This window comes from Pseudomonas sp. TUM25319, from assembly GCF_056388475.1.
In genome coordinates this window covers 6,272,447-6,291,581 of sequence record NZ_CM150751.1, presented here as the reverse complement: position 1 = coordinate 6,291,581, position 19,135 = coordinate 6,272,447, and the positions used below count along the sequence as shown (strand labels likewise).

At 64.5% G+C, this 19,135-nt stretch carries 19 protein-coding genes; 13 read left to right on the top strand and 6 right to left on the bottom strand.

The genetic code is table 11. The features are described from left to right. Positions 1 to 88 precede the first annotated feature (88 nt). Positions 89 to 1,609 carry an acetaldehyde dehydrogenase ExaC gene (gene exaC, locus AC05QJ_RS28425; protein ID WP_476744526.1) on the bottom strand — a complete coding sequence of 507 codons (1,521 nt, stop codon included), beginning with the start codon at positions 1,607 to 1,609 and terminating at the stop codon, positions 89 to 91. A gap of 267 nt (positions 1,610 to 1,876) precedes the next feature. Here exaC and AC05QJ_RS28420 point away from each other — a divergent pair, with 267 nt between their 5' ends. The 4 genes from AC05QJ_RS28420 (at position 1,877) to AC05QJ_RS28405 (ending at position 6,128) form a co-directional block, all read left to right on the top strand. Next, a complete protein-coding gene (locus tag AC05QJ_RS28420; protein WP_476744525.1) occupies positions 1,877 to 3,802 on the top strand; it encodes a sigma-54-dependent Fis family transcriptional regulator in 1,926 nt (641 codons plus the stop codon). A 66-nt stretch (positions 3,803 to 3,868) separates the two neighbouring features. Then, positions 3,869 to 5,218, top strand: coding sequence for a UDP-N-acetylmuramate:L-alanyl-gamma-D-glutamyl-meso-diaminopimelate ligase (gene mpl / locus AC05QJ_RS28415; RefSeq protein WP_476744524.1), 1,350 nt, complete (start codon positions 3,869 to 3,871; stop codon positions 5,216 to 5,218). After that, positions 5,215 to 5,844, top strand: a complete 630-nt coding sequence (gene ubiX, locus AC05QJ_RS28410; protein WP_476744523.1) for a flavin prenyltransferase UbiX — start codon at positions 5,215 to 5,217, stop codon at positions 5,842 to 5,844. Before mpl ends, ubiX begins: the two co-directional genes overlap by 4 nt. Next, entirely contained in the window at positions 5,841 to 6,128 is a 288-nt protein-coding gene (locus AC05QJ_RS28405; protein ID WP_476744522.1) for a YceK/YidQ family lipoprotein, read from the top strand. Before ubiX ends, AC05QJ_RS28405 begins: the two co-directional genes overlap by 4 nt. A gap of 26 nt (positions 6,129 to 6,154) precedes the next feature. Here AC05QJ_RS28405 and AC05QJ_RS28400 read toward each other — a convergent pair whose 3' ends face one another. The 3 genes from AC05QJ_RS28400 to AC05QJ_RS28390 form a co-directional block, all read right to left on the bottom strand. Next, positions 6,155 to 6,796 carry an oxidoreductase gene (locus tag AC05QJ_RS28400; protein ID WP_476744521.1) on the bottom strand — a complete coding sequence of 214 codons (642 nt, stop codon included), beginning with the start codon at positions 6,794 to 6,796 and terminating at the stop codon, positions 6,155 to 6,157. A 26-nt stretch (positions 6,797 to 6,822) separates the two neighbouring features. Continuing rightward, positions 6,823 to 8,544, bottom strand: a complete 1,722-nt coding sequence (locus AC05QJ_RS28395) for a C13 family peptidase (protein WP_476744520.1) — start codon at positions 8,542 to 8,544, stop codon at positions 6,823 to 6,825. Positions 8,545 to 8,631: 87 nt separating this feature from the next. Continuing rightward, positions 8,632 to 9,087 (bottom strand): MaoC family dehydratase, encoded by a 456-nt coding sequence (locus AC05QJ_RS28390; RefSeq protein ID WP_476744519.1) that lies wholly within the window; start codon positions 9,085 to 9,087, stop codon positions 8,632 to 8,634. A 170-nt stretch (positions 9,088 to 9,257) separates the two neighbouring features. Between AC05QJ_RS28390 and AC05QJ_RS28385 the strand changes: the two genes are divergently transcribed. Genes AC05QJ_RS28385 through AC05QJ_RS28375 form a run of 3 tightly spaced genes read left to right on the top strand, consistent with a single transcriptional unit; the run spans position 9,258 to position 10,933 of the window. Beyond that, a complete protein-coding gene (locus AC05QJ_RS28385) occupies positions 9,258 to 9,620 on the top strand; it encodes a CidA/LrgA family protein (RefSeq protein WP_476744518.1) in 363 nt (120 codons plus the stop codon). Next, positions 9,617 to 10,333, top strand: a complete 717-nt coding sequence (locus tag AC05QJ_RS28380) for an LrgB family protein (protein WP_476744517.1) — start codon at positions 9,617 to 9,619, stop codon at positions 10,331 to 10,333. The genes AC05QJ_RS28385 and AC05QJ_RS28380 overlap by 4 nt, the downstream gene beginning before the upstream one ends. Before the next feature lie 9 nt (positions 10,334 to 10,342). Further along, a complete protein-coding gene (locus AC05QJ_RS28375) occupies positions 10,343 to 10,933 on the top strand; it encodes an LON peptidase substrate-binding domain-containing protein (protein WP_476744516.1) in 591 nt (196 codons plus the stop codon). Positions 10,934 to 10,936: 3 nt separating this feature from the next. On the opposite strand, the gene AC05QJ_RS28370 is transcribed toward AC05QJ_RS28375, so the two are convergent. Together AC05QJ_RS28370 and AC05QJ_RS28365 are read right to left on the bottom strand one after the other, a co-directional pair. Next, positions 10,937 to 12,253: a bifunctional DedA family/phosphatase PAP2 family protein gene (locus AC05QJ_RS28370; RefSeq protein ID WP_476744515.1), complete on the bottom strand. Its 1,317-nt coding sequence runs from the start codon at positions 12,251 to 12,253 to the stop codon at positions 10,937 to 10,939. A gap of 4 nt (positions 12,254 to 12,257) precedes the next feature. Continuing rightward, entirely contained in the window at positions 12,258 to 12,950 is a 693-nt protein-coding gene (locus AC05QJ_RS28365) for a DNA-3-methyladenine glycosylase (RefSeq protein WP_476744514.1), read from the bottom strand. Positions 12,951 to 13,195: 245 nt separating this feature from the next. On the opposite strand from AC05QJ_RS28365, the gene AC05QJ_RS28360 reads away from it, so the two are divergent. Genes AC05QJ_RS28360 through rodA form a run of 6 tightly spaced genes read left to right on the top strand, consistent with a single transcriptional unit; the run spans position 13,196 to position 19,125 of the window. After that, positions 13,196 to 14,467, top strand: coding sequence for a glutamate-5-semialdehyde dehydrogenase (locus AC05QJ_RS28360; RefSeq protein ID WP_476744513.1), 1,272 nt, complete (start codon positions 13,196 to 13,198; stop codon positions 14,465 to 14,467). Position 14,468: 1 nt separating this feature from the next. Continuing rightward, complete coding sequence (nadD, locus tag AC05QJ_RS28355) at positions 14,469 to 15,131, top strand: nicotinate-nucleotide adenylyltransferase (RefSeq protein WP_476744512.1); 663 nt, start codon at positions 14,469 to 14,471, stop codon at positions 15,129 to 15,131. 43 nt (positions 15,132 to 15,174) lie between these two features. After that, a complete protein-coding gene (rsfS, locus tag AC05QJ_RS28350; protein WP_476744511.1) occupies positions 15,175 to 15,594 on the top strand; it encodes a ribosome silencing factor in 420 nt (139 codons plus the stop codon). Positions 15,595 to 15,603: 9 nt separating this feature from the next. Beyond that, positions 15,604 to 16,071, top strand: coding sequence for a 23S rRNA (pseudouridine(1915)-N(3))-methyltransferase RlmH (gene rlmH / locus AC05QJ_RS28345; RefSeq protein WP_009397919.1), 468 nt, complete (start codon positions 15,604 to 15,606; stop codon positions 16,069 to 16,071). 17 nt (positions 16,072 to 16,088) lie between these two features. Then, positions 16,089 to 17,990 carry a penicillin-binding protein 2 gene (gene mrdA / locus AC05QJ_RS28340; RefSeq protein WP_476744510.1) on the top strand — a complete coding sequence of 634 codons (1,902 nt, stop codon included), beginning with the start codon at positions 16,089 to 16,091 and terminating at the stop codon, positions 17,988 to 17,990. A 31-nt stretch (positions 17,991 to 18,021) separates the two neighbouring features. Beyond that, complete coding sequence (gene rodA, locus AC05QJ_RS28335; protein WP_476748027.1) at positions 18,022 to 19,125, top strand: rod shape-determining protein RodA; 1,104 nt, start codon at positions 18,022 to 18,024, stop codon at positions 19,123 to 19,125. Positions 19,126 to 19,135: the final 10 nt, after the last annotated feature.

The following is a 19,135-nucleotide window of genomic DNA, read 5'->3' as shown; positions in this document are numbered from 1 at the left end:
CAAGCCTCAAGCTGCAAGCTGCAAGTAAAGCGGGCTCACGCGCCTGCTCTTTCTTGCCGCTTGTAGCTTGCGGCTTGCGGCTGAGGGTTTAGAAGAACCCGAGCGGATTGATGTCGTAGCTCACCAGCAGGTTCTTGGTCTGCTGATAGTGATCGAGCATCATCTTGTGGGTTTCACGGCCCACGCCGGACTTCTTGTACCCGCCGAACGCGGCATGCGCCGGGTACAGGTGGTAGCAGTTGGTCCACACACGGCCCGCCTTGATCCCGCGGCCCATGCGGTAGGCCCGGTTAATGTCGCGGGTCCAGACGCCGGCGCCCAGGCCGAACTCGGTGTCGTTGGCGATGGCCAGGGCTTCGGCTTCGTCCTTGAAGGTGGTCACGCTGACCACCGGGCCGAAGATTTCTTCCTGGAACACGCGCATGCGGTTGTTGCCCTTGAGCAGGGTCGGCTGGATGTAATAGCCGGTCGCCAGGCTGCCATCGAGTTTTTCCACCTTGCCGCCGGTGAGCAACTGGGCGCCTTCCTTCTCGGCGATCTCCAGGTAGGACAGGATCTTGTCGAACTGCTGCTGCGACGCCTGGGCGCCGACCATGGTGTCGGTGTCCAGCGGGTCGCCGCGCTTGATCTTCTTGACCTTGTCCATCACCACGCTCATGAACTCGTCGTAGATCGATTCCTGAACCAGCGCGCGGGACGGGCAGGTGCACACCTCGCCCTGGTTGAAGAAGGCCAGCACCAGGCCCTCGGCAGCCTTCTCGATGAAGGACGGCTCGGCCTTCATGATGTCTTCGAAGTAAATGTTCGGCGACTTGCCGCCCAGCTCGACGGTGGACGGAATGATGTTCTCGGCCGCGCATTTCATGATGTGCGAGCCGACCGGGGTGGAGCCGGTGAAGGCGATCTTGGCGATGCGCTTGCTGGTGGCCAGGGCTTCGCCGGCTTCACGGCCATAGCCTTGCACCACGTTGAGCACGCCAGGCGGCAGCAGGTCGCCGATCAGTTCCACCAGCACGGTGATGCCCAGCGGCGTCTGCTCGGCAGGCTTGAGTACCACGCAGTTGCCGGCGGCCAGGGCCGGGGCGAGTTTCCAGGCGGCCATCAGGATCGGGAAGTTCCACGGGATGATCTGCCCGACCACGCCCAGCGGCTCGTGGATGTGGTAGGCCACCGTGCCTTCGTTGATCTCGGCAGCGCCGCCTTCCTGGGCGCGGATGCAGCCGGCGAAGTAGCGGAAGTGGTCCACCGCCAGCGGGATATCGGCGTTCAGGGTTTCACGCACGGCCTTGCCGTTGTCCCAGGTCTCGGTGATGGCCAGGACTTCCAGGTTCTGTTCGATGCGGTCGGCGATTTTCAGCAGGACGTTGGAGCGGTCCTGCACCGAGGTGCGACCCCAGGCGTCGGCGGCGGCATGGGCGGCGTCCAGGGCTTTGTCGATGTCTTCGGCAGTGGAGCGGGGGAATTCGGCGATGGGCTGGCCATTCACCGGCGAGGTGTTGGTGAAGTACTCGCCTTTGACCGGAGCCACGAACTCGCCATTGATGTAGTTACCGTAGCGGCTCTTGAACGAAACCTTGGCGCCGTCGGTACCCGGATGTGCGTAACGCATGGTGTCTCTCCTGGCTTATGTGTTTTGTTGGGGAGGATTCCAAGCGTAGAGCAAGTGTCGGGCCACTGCCTTGGGGGCCCGCCAAATCAGTGATTTGGCGCAGTTTTCAGGGGCGTTTCGGTGCAGGCTGTCCCGTGATCGACGCAGGCTGGGTGACACTTTGTACCGTCTGCGGTACAGCCCGTGACCCGGCGGTCAAGCCGGCATTGCAAAGCCTGAGGGCGAGGAGGATGCTGGGCTTCTCTCACCCGCGGAGAACAATAAAAAGTGCAGGGTAATCATTTGAGCCGGCACGCCCGGCAAGTGCTGACGGTGACCCAGGGCAAGGGCGGCCTGCAGGGGCCGGCCAGCGATCCGTCGATCGCCCGCTCCTGGCTGCGTTGCCTGGAGGACTACCACCTCGATCCGGCCATGAGCATGGCGCCCACGGTGCTCGAGCACGGACGGGTGCTGGAAAGCCGTGAGCGCCTGCAACAGGTGCTGCGCATCGCCGACGGCGAGATGAACAGCCTGCACCAGCAACTTTCCGGCGCTGGCCATGCGGTGCTGCTGACCGATTCCCGAGGGGTGATCCTCAATTGCGTGACCGCGCCCTCCGAGCGACGCATCTTCGAGCGCGCCGGGCTGTGGCTGGGTGCCGACTGGAGCGAGGCCCGCGAAGGCACTAACGGTATCGGTACCTGCCTGGTGGAGCGCCAGGCCCTGACCATTCATCAGGAGGAACACTTCCGCGGCCGTCACACCGGGCTGACCTGCTCGGCCAGCCCGGTGTTCGATCCCCATGGCGAGCTGCTGGCGGTGCTTGATGTGTCGTCGGCACGAGCGGATGTTTCGCGGCAGAGCCAGTTCCACACCATGGCCCTGGTCAACCTCTCGGCGAAGATGATCGAGAGCTGCTATTTCCTGCGCTGCTTCGAAAACCATTGGCTGCTGCGCTTTCACCTGCAGGCCGAATCCGTCGGGCTATTCAGCGAGGGCCTGCTGGCCTTCGATGGCGAGGGACGGATCTGTGCGGTCAACCAGAGCGCACTGAACCTGCTGGGCAACGGACGCGGCGGGTTGTTGGGGCAGCCGGTTGAAATGTTCTTCGACTGTCGCCTCGATGACCTGCTGGGGCGCGCCACCAGCCTGGCCACCACCAGTTGGCCGCTGCGTACCCGCGACGGGCGCCAACTGTTTGCCAGCCTGCGCGGGCAGGTACGGGCGGCGGTGCCGCCACCCGCTCCGGTGCTCGCACCCGTGCCGGTGCGCAAGGCGGATGCCATTTGCCTGCTCGATCCGGCCCTGCAGAACGATTTTCGCCGTGCGCTGCGGGTATTCGAGCGCGACGTGCCGTTATTGCTCAATGGCGAGACCGGTTCCGGCAAGGAAGCATTCGCCAAGGCAGTGCACCAGGCCAGCCAGCGGGCGGGCAAGCCGTTCGTGGCGCTGAACTGTGCGTCGATTCCGGAAAGCCTGATCGAAAGCGAATTGTTCGGTTACCGCGGTGGCAGTTTTACCGGCGCACGCAAGGAAGGCATGCGCGGCAAGCTGCAGCAGGCCGATGGCGGCACGCTGTTGCTGGATGAGATCGGTGACATGCCACTGGCCCTGCAGACCCGCCTGCTGCGGGTGCTGGAAGAGCGCCAGGTGGTGCCCATCGGCGGCGAGCCGCAGGCGGTGGACGTGCGCATCATCAGCGCCACCCACCGCAACCTGCTGGAGCGGGTTGCGGACGGAAGTTTCCGCGAAGACCTCTATTACCGCCTCAACGGCCTGGAGATCGCCTTGCCGGCCCTGCGCGAGCGCAGCGACAAGGCCCAGCTTCTGGACTTCATCCTCGCCGAGGAAGCCGGGCGACAAGCGGTGCAACTGGACCCGGCGGCGCGCCGGCTGCTGCTGGACTTCATCTGGCCGGGTAACGTGCGCCAGTTGCGCAATGTCCTGCGCACCCTGGTGGCGCTGTGCGAGGACGGTCATATCGGCGTTGTCGATCTGCCACCGCTGGTACGCAATGCAGTGCCGTGCAGGGTTGTGGATAACCCGTCTGTGGATAACCACCGGCCACCGCTGGACGATGCCGAGCGTCAGGCGTTGCTGGCGGTGCTGGAGCAGAAACGCTGGCACATGACCCAGGTGGCGGCACAACTGGGCGTGAGTCGTAACACCTTGTATCGGAAACTGCGCAAGCACGGGCTGTCCCGGGGTGTCTGAGCGAAACTCAGGGTGAGATTTTTCCAACCCTGGGCTACCCTGCGAGCACGTTTCCCGAGGTTGACCATGCACATTCATATTCTTGGTATCTGTGGCACTTTCATGGGCTCGCTGGCGGTTCTGGCCAAGGAGCTCGGCCATCACGTCACCGGCTCCGATGCCAACGTCTATCCCCCCATGAGCACTCAGCTCGAAGCCCAGGGCATCGAGCTGACCCAGGGCTATGACGCTGCACAACTGGACCCGGCGCCGGACCTGGTGGTGATCGGCAACGCGCTGTCGCGGGGCAACCCGGCGGTGGAACATGTGCTGAACAAGGGCCTGCCTTATGTTTCCGGCCCGCAGTGGCTGGCCGACCATGTGCTGCAGGGCCGCTGGGTCCTGGCGGTGGCTGGCACCCACGGCAAGACCACCACCAGCAGCATGCTGGCCTGGGTCCTGGAGCATGCCGGCATGAGCCCGGGCTTCCTGATCGGCGGCGTACCGCAGAACTTCTCGGTGTCGGCGCGCCTGGGCGGCACGCCGTTCTTCGTGGTCGAGGCCGACGAATACGACAGCGCCTTCTTCGACAAGCGTTCGAAGTTCGTCCACTACCGTCCGCGCACCGCCATCCTCAACAACCTGGAGTTCGATCACGCGGATATCTTCCCGGATCTGGCGGCCATCGAGCGGCAGTTCCATCACCTGGTGCGGACCATCCCCAGCGAAGGTCTGATCGTTCATCCGACCACCGAGCCGGCGCTCGAGCGCGTGATCAAGATGGGCTGCTGGACCCCGGTGCAGACCACCGGTGTCGGCGGCCAGTGGCAGGTGCGCCTGCTCAGCGAGGACGGTTCGCGCTTCGAAGTCAGCTTCGACGGCGACGTGCAGGGCGTGGTCGAGTGGGAACTGACCGGCCAGCACAACGTTGCCAACGCCCTGGCGACCCTCGCTGCGGCCCGCCATGTTGGCGTGGTGCCCGCCATGGGTATCGCCGCCCTGAGCGCGTTCAAGAGCGTCAAGCGGCGCATGGAGAAGGTTGCCGAGGTCAATGGCATCACTATTTACGACGACTTTGCCCACCATCCGACCGCGATCGCTACCACCCTCGACGGCCTGCGCAAGCGTGTGGGCGATGCGCCGGTGATCGCCGTGATCGAGCCTCGCTCCAACTCCATGAAACTGGGCGCGCACCGTGATGGCCTGCCGGAAAGCGTCAAGGACGCCGACCAGGTGATCTGGTACGCACCGCCGAACCTGGGCTGGGACCTGGCCGCCACCGCTGCGCAGTGCGCGGTGCCGGCGATCGTCGCCGACAGCCTCGACGCCATCATCGAGCGGGTCAAGGGCCAGGCCCGGGCCGGTACCCAGGTGGTGATCATGAGCAACGGCGGCTTCGGCGGCCTGCACGGCAAGCTGGCCGAGGCGCTGCGGTGAGTGGGCCGGAGCGCGTCACCCTGGCGATGACCGGTGCCTCGGGGGCGCAGTACGGCCTGCGCCTGCTGGATTGCCTGGTGCGGGAAGACCGCGAGGTGCACTTCCTGATCTCCAAGGCGGCGCAACTGGTGATGTCCACCGAAACCGACGTGCTGCTGCCGCCCAAGCCGCAGGCCATGCAGGCGTTCCTGACCGAGTACACCGGTGCCCAGGCGGGGCAGATTCGTGTCTATGGCAAGGAAGACTGGATGTCGCCAGTCGCCTCCGGCTCCGGGGCCCCGGCGGCCATGGTGGTGGTGCCTTGCTCCACCGGCACCTTGTCGGCCATTGCCACCGGCGCCTGCAACAACCTGATCGAGCGGGCAGCGGACGTCACCCTGAAAGAGCGCCGCCAGTTGATCCTGGTGCCGCGGGAAGCGCCGTTCTCCACCATCCACCTGGAAAACATGCTCAAGCTGTCGCAGATGGGCGCGGTGATCCTGCCGGCGGCGCCGGGCTTCTACCACCAGCCGCAGACCATCGATGACCTGGTGGACTTCGTCGTCGCACGAATTCTCAACCTGCTGAACATTCCCCAGGACATGCTGCCGCGCTGGGGCGAGCACCATTTCGGGGGCGAGGAGTGAAGGCGCTTCTGGTTGCGCTGCTGGTGGTGCTGGCCGCTACCGGCTGCGCCACGGTGCGCACCCTCGATGCGGCCAAGCCGGGAGCGCCGGTGGTGTACTCCGGGACGCGGCTGGATTGGTATGCGTTACAAGGTGGTTGCTGCGCCGAGGACCGGTTTGGCGCCGAGGCCCCGGCGTATCCGGGGCTGGACCTGCCGGGGAGCATGGTGCTGGACACGGTGTTGTTGCCGTTGTCGGTGCTGACTGTGCTTGGGGTAGGGTTTCAGGCTTCCGGCGGGCTTTAGGGCCTCATCGCCGGCAAGCACTCAGATCATTTCCCCAGTTTCCTCAACTCATCGGACTCCACGATCCGGATTCCGTCCTGTTCCTCCAGGGCCAGCCGCCACAGTGCGCGGGCCAACTGGCAGGCTTCGATCCCGTGGTACTTGCCGGGAATCAGCTTCGACAGCTTTCCGGCCAGGCTTTCCGCCGGCCGTGGCTGAGTCCGCTCGCCCAGGAGCAGCGAAGGCCGGGCAATGGTCAGTTGCGGCCAGTCCTGCGCTTTCAGCGCTTCTTCCATCTCTCCCTTGACCCGGTTATAGAAGATCGACGATTTAGGGTCGGCGCCAATCGCGCTGACCACCAGCAGATGCCGCGCACCCATTTCCCGGGCACGCCTGCTGAAGGCCACGACCATGTCCAGGTCGACGGCACGGAAGGCATTTTCCGAGCCCGCCTGTTTGATGGTGGTGCCCAGGCAGCAGAAGGCGATATCGACGCGTCCACTCAGTTGTGGCAGGAAAACCGCCGGGTCTCCGACCGGGTTTTCCAGGTGCGGGTGCTCGGCCAGCGGCCGACGGGTGGGGGCGAGCACACGGCTGATGGTCGGCTCGTTGAGCAGGCGATCAAGCAGGTGTTCACCGGTAAGGCCGGTGGCCCCGGCAAGCAGGATGTGCTGCGGCGTCAGGTACATGTTGTTTCTCCCTCGATACAGTCAGCTTAGTGGCTGGCCGTACTTTTTTCCTCGACCGCCGCACCACTTTGCAGCGCCTTCCGCGCTTGTTGCTGACGCAACTTCTGCCAATGTGCCAGTACGCCTTTCGGCGCCCAGATCTGCGGTTCGGAGGCCTCGAAACCGTCCGTCTGTTCCCGTTGGGCCACATGGGCCCGGGCAAGTTCGAATGCTTGTTGCAGGTCGTCGGTCTGGTTCAGCGCCTGGGCGAACAGGGCATCGCCGAAATAGGTGAAGTCCGCTTCCTCGGAGCAGCCGAACGACACCCGGTCGGCCCGCGAGGCGGTCATCACCAGGGTTCGTTCGTCCTTGAGCGGTTCGATGTAGCCACCTGAATAGCAGGCAGAGATGACAATGATCTTGTCACGCTCCTTGAGCGGGGCGAGGGCGGCGGCCAGTTCGTCGGCGGGCAGGTCGGCCAGTTGCAGGCGCGGCAGGTCGAGCACCAGTTCATGTTCGTGACTGCCGTGGGTGGTGAGATAGATGAACACCAGGTCTTCCGGACCGCTGCGCTCGGCCAGGCGCTTCGCGGCACGGGCCAGGTTCTCGCGAGTGGCCATGGGCCGGTCGGTGAGGTGGTCGCGGTGATTGACCAGATTGACCTGGCCTACGGCGCCAAACCGGGTCTTGAGCATCTGGCTGACGTAGTCGGCCTCGCGCAGGAATACGCTCTGGTTGCCATCGCCGGCCAGGGTCAGGCTGTACAGCTCGATATCGCCGGTGGAGGCGGGCACCTTGTCCAGCGCGTCATGCAGCAGGCCACCCTGGTTGAGTAGCGCCTGTTCCAGCGGGTCGGGCAGCAGCCGGCCCTGTTCGTCACGCACTCGCAGGCCATTGATCCAGTGCCCACCCTCGATGTGTCCGTCAGGCAGCACCAGGCGGCCACTGCCCTGATAGGCGTCGTTCTCGAAACCACCGGTGTAGACGCTGCCGTCCGAAAGCTGAAGGCGGCCTTTGCCAGCGAAGCGCCAGTCGCGGAAGTCGCCCTTGTAGTGGCTGCCGTCCGCCGCGAACAGTTCACCCTTGCCGTTGAGGGCGCCGTCCTTGAAGTCGCCGATCCATACATCGCCGTCAGTGTTTTCGTAGCGACCGCGGCCTTCCAGGTGATTGGCGCGGAACTCGCCGATGTACTGGTCGCCTTCCGCGCTGTCGAAGGTGCCGGTGCCCTGCAACTGGCCGTCGACGAAGTGGCCGCTGAAGCGGTTGTCGCTGGCGTCGCTGCGAACGCCCTCGCCGTTGGGCTTGCCCTTGGCGAACTGGCCCTGGTACTGGCTGCCGTCGGCCAGGGTCAACTGGCCGGCGCCGCTGTATTGGTCATCCTTGAACTGGCCGCTGTAGTGCTGGCCGTTTTCCCGCAGGCTGCCTTCGCCGTCGCGCCGGCCCAGCTTGAAGCCGCCTTCATAGTGGCTGGTGGCGGTGGTCAGGCTGCCCTGGCCGTGGAACAGGCCCTGCTGAAACTCGCCGACATACACCTCGCCGTTGCTGCCATGCCACTCACCCTTGCCATGCCACTGGCCATTGCTGAAGTGGCCGGCGTACCAACTGCCATTGGGGTAGTCGATGCGGCCTTCGCCCTGCAGCAGGCCGTCGACCACCTGGCCACGGTAGCGGCCGCCATCGGGCAGGCGCGCGTCGGGGGGCGACAGGGGTTCTCCATCGCCACAGGCGGTGAGCAGCAGGAGGAGGGCGAGTGGAGCGATTAGGCGCATGGCGGGGTCCGGACGATTGATGTCCCGAGTATGCCGCAGAACCGGGGTTCTGGCGAAACGGCGGGTCGGCCGTTTCGCCAGTGGGGGTCAGACGAAGGCGAGCGAAAGGGGCTCGGCGATGTAGGCAGGTTTGTCCTCACCCTCGATTTCCAGGGTGGCGGTCGCCTTGAGCAGCCACTGGCCGGGCTTTTTCTCGGTGACCTCGGTGAGTTCCACTTTCAGCCGCACTTTCGAATCGACTTTCACCGGCTGGATGAAGCGCACGCTGTCCAGGCCGTAGTTGACCACCATCTTCAGCCCTTCCGGCAGCACGAGAATGTCTTCCATCAGCTTGGGGATCAGCGACAGCGTCAGGAAGCCGTGGGCGATGGTGCTGCCAAATGGCGTTTTTGCCGCCTTCGCCGGGTCGACATGGATGAACTGGAAGTCGCCGGTAGCCTCGGCGAACAGGTTGATGCGCTCTTGATCGATCTTCAGCCATTCGGAGCGTCCCAGCTCCTTTCCTACGTACTGCGACAGCTCTGCAACGGGCACATACGGCATCGCGACTCTCCTGAGTGATAACGGATTCTTTGTGACCAGATCAGCTATGAACGCTTAAGATCAGCACGCGCCACTGGCTCGGTCAAGTACCCATGACCCGGCCGAATGTCGGGGTATAGGGCAGTCGATAGCATGCTTATAATGGCCGCCGGCTTTGAGGGAGATAGGCGATGTTGTTACGCGGTTTGACGTGGCTCGTGTTGTTCCAGTTGCTCGGTACGGCGATCAATCACCTGTTCGTACCCATCCTGCCTGGCCCGATCATCGGCCTGGTGTTGTTGCTGGTCTTCCTCATGGTGCGTGGCGAGGTGGGCGCACCGCTGAGCGAAGCGGCCACTAGCCTGCTGCGCTATCTGCCGCTGCTGTTGGTGCCGCCGGCGGTGGGCGTGATGGTGTATGCCGCCGACATCGTGGCCGATTTCTGGGCCATTGCCGGTGCGCTGGTGCTGTCGCTGGTCCTGGCCATGGCCTTCTGTGGTGTGCTGATGCAGAAGATGATCGCCCGTCAGAGCCGTCGCGAGGATCGCCCATGAGTCTCGACTGGCATGGCGCAGTACAGGCCGTCATTCACCATCCGCTGTTCGGCATCGGTATCACCCTGGGCGCCTACCAACTGGTGATCGCCGCCTATGAAAAGACCCGCTGGCTGTTCCTGCAGCCAGTGCTGGTGTCCATGCTGGTAGTGATCGGCGTGTTGCTCAGTTGCGGCCTGACCTACGCCGAGTACCGCAAGAGCACGGAAATCATGAACATCCTGCTGGGGCCGGCGACCGTTGCCCTGGCCGTGCCGCTGTATCTCAACCTGCGGCGCATTCGCCAACTGTTCTGGCCGACCTTTACTACGCTGATAGTCGGAGGCGTGTTCGCCACTGGCATCTGCCTGTTGCTGGGCTGGTGGTTCGGCGCCGAACACATGATCCTGATGACCCTGGCGCCGAAGTCGGTAACGTCGCCCATCGCCATGCTGGTGGCCGAGCAGATCGGCGGTGTCGCAGCGCTGGCGGCGGTGTTCGTGCTGATTACCGGTGTGATCGGCGCGATCTTTGGTCCCGCCCTGCTGTCGCTGCTGGGTGTGCACAGCCCCGAGGCACGCGGCATGGCGCTGGGCCTTACGGCACACGCGGTGGGCACCTCGGTGGCGCTGCAGGAAAGTGAAGAATGCGGGGCGTTCGCGGCCCTGGCCATGAGCCTGATGGGTGTGGCTACCGCGGTGTTCCTGCCGTTGGCGGTCAGCCTGGTTGCCTGAGGACCTGTAATGACGTTGCCCCTGTTTACCCTGAATACCGTGCTGTTTCCTGGCTGCAACCTGGATTTGCAGATCTTCGAAGCGCGCTACCTCGACATGATCGGCCGCTGCATGAAGCAGGGCGGCGGCTTCGGCGTGGTGTGCATCCTCGAGGGCGAGCAGGTGGGGCGGGTGCCCGAGTCTTTCGCCGGCATCGGCTGCCAGGCGTTGATCGAGGATTTCCAGCAGCAGGACAATGGCCTGTTGGGGATCCGCGTGCGGGGCGAGCGGCGGTTCATGGTGGATGACTTCGAGGTGCAGAAAGACAACCTGCTGGTGGCCGACGTGCGCTGGCTGGACGAGCAGGCCGACCAGCCGCTGGACGAGGACGATGACGATCTGCTGGCGCTGCTCAACGCTCTGGCCGAGCACCCCATGGTCTCGGGATTGGACATGGCCAGCGGGATCGGCGGCAAGCAGGCGCTGGCCAACCAGTTGGCCTACCTGCTGCCATTCGATTATCAGGACAAGCTCAAGCTGCTGGCCATCGACTCTCCCACCCAACGGCTGGTAGCGATCCAGTCATTGCTGGATCGCATACAAGGCGAGCTGTTCGCCTGAGGCTCAGTACGAATACCGCGTCAGCGCATGTGGCAGGGCGTGCAGGGTGGAGAACGCCAGTACGCCGATACACGCCGGCAGGATCAGCCACCATACCCGCAGTGGCATCGCGGTCAGCGGCTCGCGGTATTGGGTCAGGGTCAGGCTGACGGCGCAGATGCAACTGGCCAGCAGGGCGCCGGCGAGAATGTCGGTCGGCCAGTGCACCCCCAGATAAACCCGTGACAACGCGATCGACAGCGCCGGCAGGCAGCCCAGCAGCAGCCAGGTCAGGCGCATGCGTGGCGGCTGGCCACGCCCGGCCAGCACCGCCAGGGTCAGGAAGAACGCGAACGAGGCCGAGCTGTGACCGCTGGGCATGCTGTAGGTGGTGAGCGGGTCGGCCAGCACTTCCGGGCGGGCGCGGGCGAAGAACCATTTGGTCGCCGCGTTGGCCAATGCCGTGCCCAGCAGGGTCGAGCAGGCGAACATCGCCGGACGCCACTGGCGTGCCAGCGCCAGCAAGGCCACCAATACACTGGCGGCGATGAACTGGGTACGGAAGTCGCCGAGACGGGTGACCATCACGATGGTGCCATCCAGAGCCGTGCTGCGATGTTCCTGGATCAGGGTCATCAAGCCCTGGTCGAAGTGGCTCAGGTAAGGGAAACCGACGAACAGCGCCACCAGCATCACCAGGGCCACGGCGGCGATCAGCCGGGTACCGCGAGGCTGGGCGCGCAGGGCGCTGTTGATGCTGACCCCCACCAGCAGCGCGATGCCGGCGGCAACGACGCCGGCCTGTGGCCAGAAGCCTTCGGGCAGCGGCAGGCGCATTGCCGCGCCGGTGGCCCAGCCCGGTAGCAGGTAGGCCACCGACCAGCCGGCGCCGGCAATCAGGCTGACGGCGATGAAGCGCGGCAGCGGCATGTCGAACATGCCGGCGACCATCGGCAGCATCGGTCGCAGCGGGCCGATGAAGCGACCGACCAGCAGGCTGGCGATACCGTAGCGCTGGAAATAGGTTTCTGCGCTGCCGATCCATTCCGGGTGATGACGCAGCAGGGGCAGGCGCCGGATGTTCTGGTGGAAGCGTCGGCCCAGGGTGTAGGAGATGGCGTCACCCAGCAGTCCGCCGAGGAAGCCCAGCAACAGCGTCTCGCCCAGCGAGAAGGTGCCGCTGCCGGCCAGTACGGCAATCGCGAACAGCAGCACGGTGCCGGGCACGATGATTCCGGCGATCGCCAGGCATTCGATGCAGGCCACGAGAAAAATCGCCAAGCCCAGCCATTGCGGGTTCGACGTCAGCCAGCCGGTCAGGCTGTCGAGCCATGGGCCCATCGTGTCAGTTTCCTTGTGTCAGTAGAGAGAAGTCGCGCCCTTCGACTTGGCCGCGACGCAGCGGGTTCCGCGTGCAGTGCCGGGCATACTCGGCGTCGACGAAACGAAGCGGCAGATGTTCGTCGCGGCCCTTGGGAATGCCCAGCCGGGACGTCTGGATAATGTGTTGCACGATGAGTCCGCAGTCCTCGACGAACAGCTGTTCCGGGTCGAAGCGCTTGGCGTCCCAGTTCGGCACTTTCAGGCCGAGGGCCTTGCACAGCAGGGTCTGGCCGGCGCACAGACGCTCGATGGGGCGGATGCCGCCGCTGGCGTTGGGGTTGTTGATCTGCATTTGTGCCAGGGCGTTGCTGTCGGACAGTGCATCGATCCACGGGTAGGCGGACTTGATCAGCACCGCGTTTCCCGGGCCCTGGGCGCTGAAATTCAGTGAGTCGCCACCGCGGGCGTAGTACATGTAGATGTGCCCGCCGTCGAGAAACAGCGCCTTGCGCTTCTCGGTGTAGCCCAGCGAGGCGTGGCTGCCTTTCTCGTCGAGGTAATAGGCCTCGGTCTCGATGATCCGCGCCGACAGCCAGTACGGACCGTGGCGGTGGCGGATGACCTTGCCCAGCAGTTCCTTGGCCAGGACCTGGGCATCGCGGTCGAAAAACGCATCGGGCAAGGCCCGGGGCGGGCAGGGGGCAGGTTGTGACATTGCGGCTCTGGCAGAGGGAAATGAGCCCGGATGATAGCAACTTCTTCCTTTATCGAAGCTGAACGCAAGAGACACTCTCCTGGGCACTGGCTTGCCAGCGATAAGGCCGAATCGCTGGGAAGCCAGTTCCCGCGAGGGTAAATCTCTGTAGCTCACTTCCTACCATCCGCCTGTCACCGCTGGGCGTACAACCCTGTCGCAGTTATACTCATCCGATTTTCCCCTCCGCCAAGACACTGAGCCCCATGACTGAGTCCGTTCTTGACTACATGACCCGCCTGGGTCGCGCTGCCCGCGAGGCGTCCCGCGTGATCGGCCGTGCCAGCACCGCGCAGAAGAACCGCGCGCTGCACGCTGCCGCCAACGCACTGGATGCGGCTCGCGCCGAACTGTCCGCCGCCAATGAACTCGATCTGGCCGCTGGCCGGGCCAATGGCCTGGAACCGGCCATGCTCGATCGTCTGGCGCTGACCCCGGCCCGCATCGACGGCATGATCGTCGGTCTGCGGCAGGTGGCGAGCCTGCCGGACCCGGTAGGGGCAATCCGCGACATGAGCTACCGTCCGTCGGGCATCCAGGTCGGCAAGATGCGCGTTCCGCTGGGCGTGATCGGGATCATCTACGAGTCGCGTCCCAATGTGACCATCGACGCCGCGAGCCTGTGCTTGAAGTCGGGCAACGCCACCATCCTGCGTGGCGGCTCCGAGGCCATCCACTCCAACCGCGCCATTGCCGCCTGCATCCAGCGCGGCCTGGCCGAGGCCGGCCTGCCGGCGGCGGTAGTCCAGGTGGTGGAAGTCACCGACCGCGAGGCCGTGGGGGCGCTGATCACCATGCCGGAATTCGTCGACGTCATCGTTCCCCGCGGCGGCAAGGGCCTGATCGAGCGCATCAGCCGTGATGCCCGCGTCCCGGTGATCAAGCACCTCGACGGTATCTGCCATGTCTACGTCGGCGAGCACGCCGAGCTGGACAAGGCCCGGCGCATCGCCTTCAACGCCAAGACTTACCGCTACGGCATCTGCGGCGCCATGGAAACCCTGCTGGTGGATTCCACCGTTGCCGCTGAATTCCTGCCGGAAATGGCCCGCCAGTTCCGGGAAAAAGGCGTCGAACTGCGCGGTTGCGAGCGCACCCGCATGGTCATCGAGGCGGCGGCGGCCACCGAAGAAGACTGGCACACCGAGTACCTGGCGGCGATCCTGTCGATCCGCATCGTCGACGGCGTCGAGGCAGCCATCGAACACATCAACCACTACGGTTCGCACCATACCGATTCCATCGTCACCGAACACCAGGGCCTGGCCCGGCGCTTCGTTGCCGAAGTGGATTCGGCCTCGGTGATGATCAACACGCCGACCTGCTTCGCCGATGGCTTCGAATACGGTCTGGGCGCGGAAATCGGCATTTCCACCGACAAGCTGCATGCCCGCGGCCCGGTCGGCCTGGAAGGCCTGACCTGCGAGAAATACGTGGTCGTCGGCGACGGCCAGTTGCGTGGACAGGAGTCCAACTGAGTTGATCAAGGCTCGGTCGGTCCGGCGTATCGGCATTCTCGGCGGCACCTTCGACCCCGTGCACATCGGCCACCTGCGCAGCGCGCTGGAGGTGGTCGAGTTCATGGGGCTCGATGAGGTTCGTCTGCTGCCCAACGCCCGCCCGCCCCACCGCGATACCCCGCAGGTGGCGGCCCAGGACCGGCTGGCGATGGTCCGTGGCGCGGTGCAGGGCGTGGAGCGCCTGAGCGTCGATGACCGCGAACTGGCCCGGGACAAACCGTCGTACACCATCGACTCGCTGGAGTCGCTGCGCGCCGAACTGGGTGCCGACGACCAGTTGTTCCTGCTGCTGGGCTGGGATGCCTTTTGCGGGCTGCCCGGCTGGCATCGCTGGGAAGAGTTGTTGAAACATTGTCACATCCTGGTGCTGCAACGCCCGGATGCCGACGTAGAACCCCCTGACGAGCTGCGCAACCTGCTGGCTGCGCGCTCCGAGAGCGATCCCACCGCCATGTCCGGCCCGGCGGGGCACATTTCGTTCGTCTGGCAGACACCGCTTTCGGTGTCCGCCACGCAGATCCGACAGCTGCTGGCCAGCGGCAAGTCGGTACGGTTCCTGGTGCCGGACGCAGTACTGGCCTATATCGAAACGCACGGTCTGTACCGTGCGCACACGAACTGAAGGCGCCTGAGGCGCTTCATTCAACGAGTTGAACGAGTTTTTTATGACCAAGCAGACAATCACCGGCGAAGAGCTGGTCAAACTGGCCAAATCGGCCCTGGAAGAAGTGAAGGCCCAGGACATCCAGGTCATCGACGTGCAGGACAAGCACAGCCTGACCGACTACATGATCATCGCCACCGGTACCTCCAACCGGCAGATCAACGCGATGGCCGAGAAGGTCCGCGAAATCGTCAAGCAGAAGGGCGTGATGCCGCTGGGCGAAGAAGGCAAGGGCGACAGCGACTGGGTGCTGCTCGATCTGAACGACGTCATCGTCCACATGATGACCGCCGCTGCCCGCCAGTTCTACGACCTGGAGCGCCTGTGGCTGGGTGCCGAGCAGAGCCGTGCCAACGACGGCAAGCACCACAGCCCGGAAAACGCGCACGAGTATTCCGACAAGCTCAAGGATCGGGAATAAACAAGCGCCATGCGTCTGCGTCTGATCGCGGTCGGCTCGCGCATGCCCAAGTGGGTCGAGGAAGGCTGGCATGAATATGCCAAGCGCCTGCCGTCGGAGCTGTCCCTTGAACTGGTGGAAATCCCGCTCAACACGCGGGGCAAGAACGCCGACGTCGCCCGCCTGATCCGTCAGGAGGGCGAGGCCATGCTGGCGAAGGTCCAGCCGGGGGAACGGATCGTCACCCTGGAGGTCCATGGCAAGCCCTGGAGCACAGAGCAACTGGCGGTCGAACTGGACCGCTGGCGGCTGGACTCGCGTACGGTCAATCTCATGGTCGGCGGCCCTGAAGGGCTGGCGCCGGAGGTCTGTGCGCGCAGCGAGCAGCGCTGGTCGCTGTCGCCGCTGACCCTGCCGCACCCCTTGGTACGGATACTGATCGGCGAACAGATTTATCGCGCCTGGACCGTGTTGTCCGGGCACCCTTATCACAAATAAGCCTGTAAGCCTTTTCAATGTCGCAGCCGATTCGCCTCAAGGACCACGAGAAAGACGCCCGTCTGGTGCGTAGCCGCGTCGTGGTCGGTGCGGTGGCGATCCTCCTGCTCATCTGCGTACTGATCGCCCGCCTGTATTACCTGCAGGTGATCCAGTACGAGTACCACTCCACGCTGTCGGAAAACAACCGGGTGCATGTGCAGCCGATTCCGCCGACCCGGGGCCTGATCTTTGACCGTAACGGCGTGATCATCGCCGACAACCGTCCCAGCTTCAGCCTGAGCATGACCCGCGAGCGTTCAGGAGACTGGCAGCAGGTCCTCGACACCATCATTGAGGTCCTGGAGCTGACGCCGGACGACCGCGCGCTGTTCGAAAAGCGCATGAAGCAGGGGCGCCGGCCGTTCGAGCCGGTGCCGATCCTGTTCGAGCTGACCGAGGAGCAGATCGCCCGGATCGCAGTGAACCAGTTCCGCCTGCCCGGCGTGGAAGTGGTGGCGCAGTTGGTCCGGCATTATCCACAGGGCCCGCACTTCGCCCACTCGGTGGGTTACGTGGGACGGATCAACGAGAAAGAGCTGAAGACCCTCGATCCGGTGAACTACAGCGGCACCCACCACATCGGCAAGACCGGTATCGAACGCTTCTACGAGCCCGAACTGCACGGCCAGGTGGGGTACGAGGAAGTCGAGACCAACGCCCGCGGCCGCGTGTTGCGGGTGCTCAAGCGTACCGATCCGATTCCCGGCAAGGACATCGTCCTGAGCCTCGACATCAAGCTGCAGGAAGCCGCGGAAGCCGCGCTGGGCGGGCGCCGTGGCGCCATCGTTGCCCTCGACCCGCGCACGGGCGAGGTGCTGGCGATGGTCAGTCAGCCGAGCTTCGACCCCAACCTGTTCGTCACCGGGATCAGCTTCAAGGCCTACGCCGAACTGCGTGATTCCATCGACCGGCCGCTGTTCAACCGCGTATTGCGCGGGCTCTATCCGCCAGGCTCGACCATCAAGCCGGCGGTGGCCATCGCCGGCCTGGATTCCGGCGTGGTCAGCGCCTCGACGCGGGTGTTCGACCCGGGCTACTACCAACTGCCCAACTACGACCACAAGTACCGTAACTGGAACCGCACCGGCGATGGCTGGGTCGATCTGGACACGGCGATCATGCGGTCCAACGACACCTACTTCTACGACCTGGCGCACAAGATGGGCATCGACAAGCTGTCCAGCTACATGAACCGCTTCGGCATTGGCCAGAAAGTGGCGCTGGACATGTTCGAGGAATCCGCGGGGCTGATGCCGTCCCGCGAGTGGAAGCGCGCCACCCGCCGCCAGGCCTGGTTCCCGGGCGAGACACTGATCCTCGGGATCGGCCAGGGCTACATGCAGGCCACGCCGCTGCAACTGGCCCAGGCCACCTCGCTGATTGCCAGCAAGGGCAAGTGGATCCGCCCGCACCTGGCTAAGACCATCGAAGGCCAGCAGCCGGTGGACCCGAACCCGATGGAGGACATCGTCCTCAGCGACAAGTCCAACTGGGCCAAAGTCACCCACGGCATGGAGCAGGTGATGCAGGGCGCCCGCGGTACGGCGCGCAAGGCGGCCATCGGTGCCCAGTATCGCATCGCCGGCAAGAGTGGTACGGCTCAGGTCGTGGCCATCAAGCAGGGCGAGAAGTACGACCGCAACAAGGTCCAGGAGCGCCACCGCGACCACGCGCTGTTCGTCGGTTTCGCACCGGCCGAGGATCCGCGCATCGTCATCTCGGTGATGGTGGAGAACGGTGAGTCCGGCTCCGGCGTGGCCGCGCCCGTGCTGCGCCAGGTGATGGACGCCTGGCTGCTGGACGAAAACGGCCGCCTCAAATCCGAGCTCGCCTCTGCCGAGACCACCGTTGCCCAGGAACCGACCCGTGAAGAGTAATTTCGATCGCATGCTCTCCAGCGAGGACGTGATGCGTCGTCGCGCCAGCTTCCTGCAGCGCATCCATGTCGACGGTCCCCTGCTGGTCCTGCTGCTCACCCTCGCGGCGGGCAGCCTGTTTGTCCTTTATTCCGCCAGCGGCAAGAACTGGGACCTGCTGCTCAAGCAAGCCTCTTCGTTCGGTATCGGCCTGGTATCGATGTTCATCATTGCCCAGCTGGAACCGCGCTTCATGGCTCGCTGGGTGCCGCTGGCCTACGTGGTCGGCGTGATCCTGCTGGTGGTGGTGGACGTCATGGGCCACAACGCCATGGGCGCGACCCGCTGGATCAACATTCCCGGGGTGATCCGCTTCCAGCCCTCGGAATTCCTCAAGATCATCATGCCGGCAACCATCGCCTGGTACCTGTCCAAGCGCACCTTGCCGCCCCATCTGAAGCATGTATTGATCAGCCTGATCCTGATCGGCATTCCGTTCATCCTCATCGTGCGCCAGCCCGACCTGGGGACCGCGCTGCTGATCCTGGCTTCTGGCGCTTTCGTGCTGTTCATGGGCGGGCTGCGCTGGCGCTGGATCCTCAGTGTGCTGGCGGCAGCGGTACCGGTCGCGGTCGCGATGTGGTTCTTCGTCATGCACGATTACCAGAAGCAGCGCGTACTGACCTTCCTCGACCCTGAAAGCGACCCGCTGGGCACCGGCTGGAACATCATCCAGTCCAAGGCGGCCATCGGTTCCGGCGGGGTATTCGGCAAGGGCTGGCTGCTGGGCACCCAGTCGCACCTGGACTTCCTCCCGGAAAGCCACACCGACTTCATCATCGCGGTACTTGGCGAGGAGTTCGGTCTGGTGGGGATCTGCGCACTGCTGCTGATCTACCTGTTGCTGATCGGTCGCGGCCTGGTCATTACCGCCCAGGCCCAGACCCTGTTCGGCAAGCTGCTGGCCGGCAGCCTGACCATGACCTTCTTCGTTTATGTCTTCGTCAACATCGGCATGGTCAGCGGCCTGCTGCCCGTCGTGGGCGTACCGCTGCCCTTCATTAGCTATGGTGGAACTTCGCTGGTGACGCTGCTGTCAGCGTTTGGCGTTCTCATGTCGATCCATACCCACCGCAAGTGGATCGCGCAGGTTTGAGTAAGGTGAA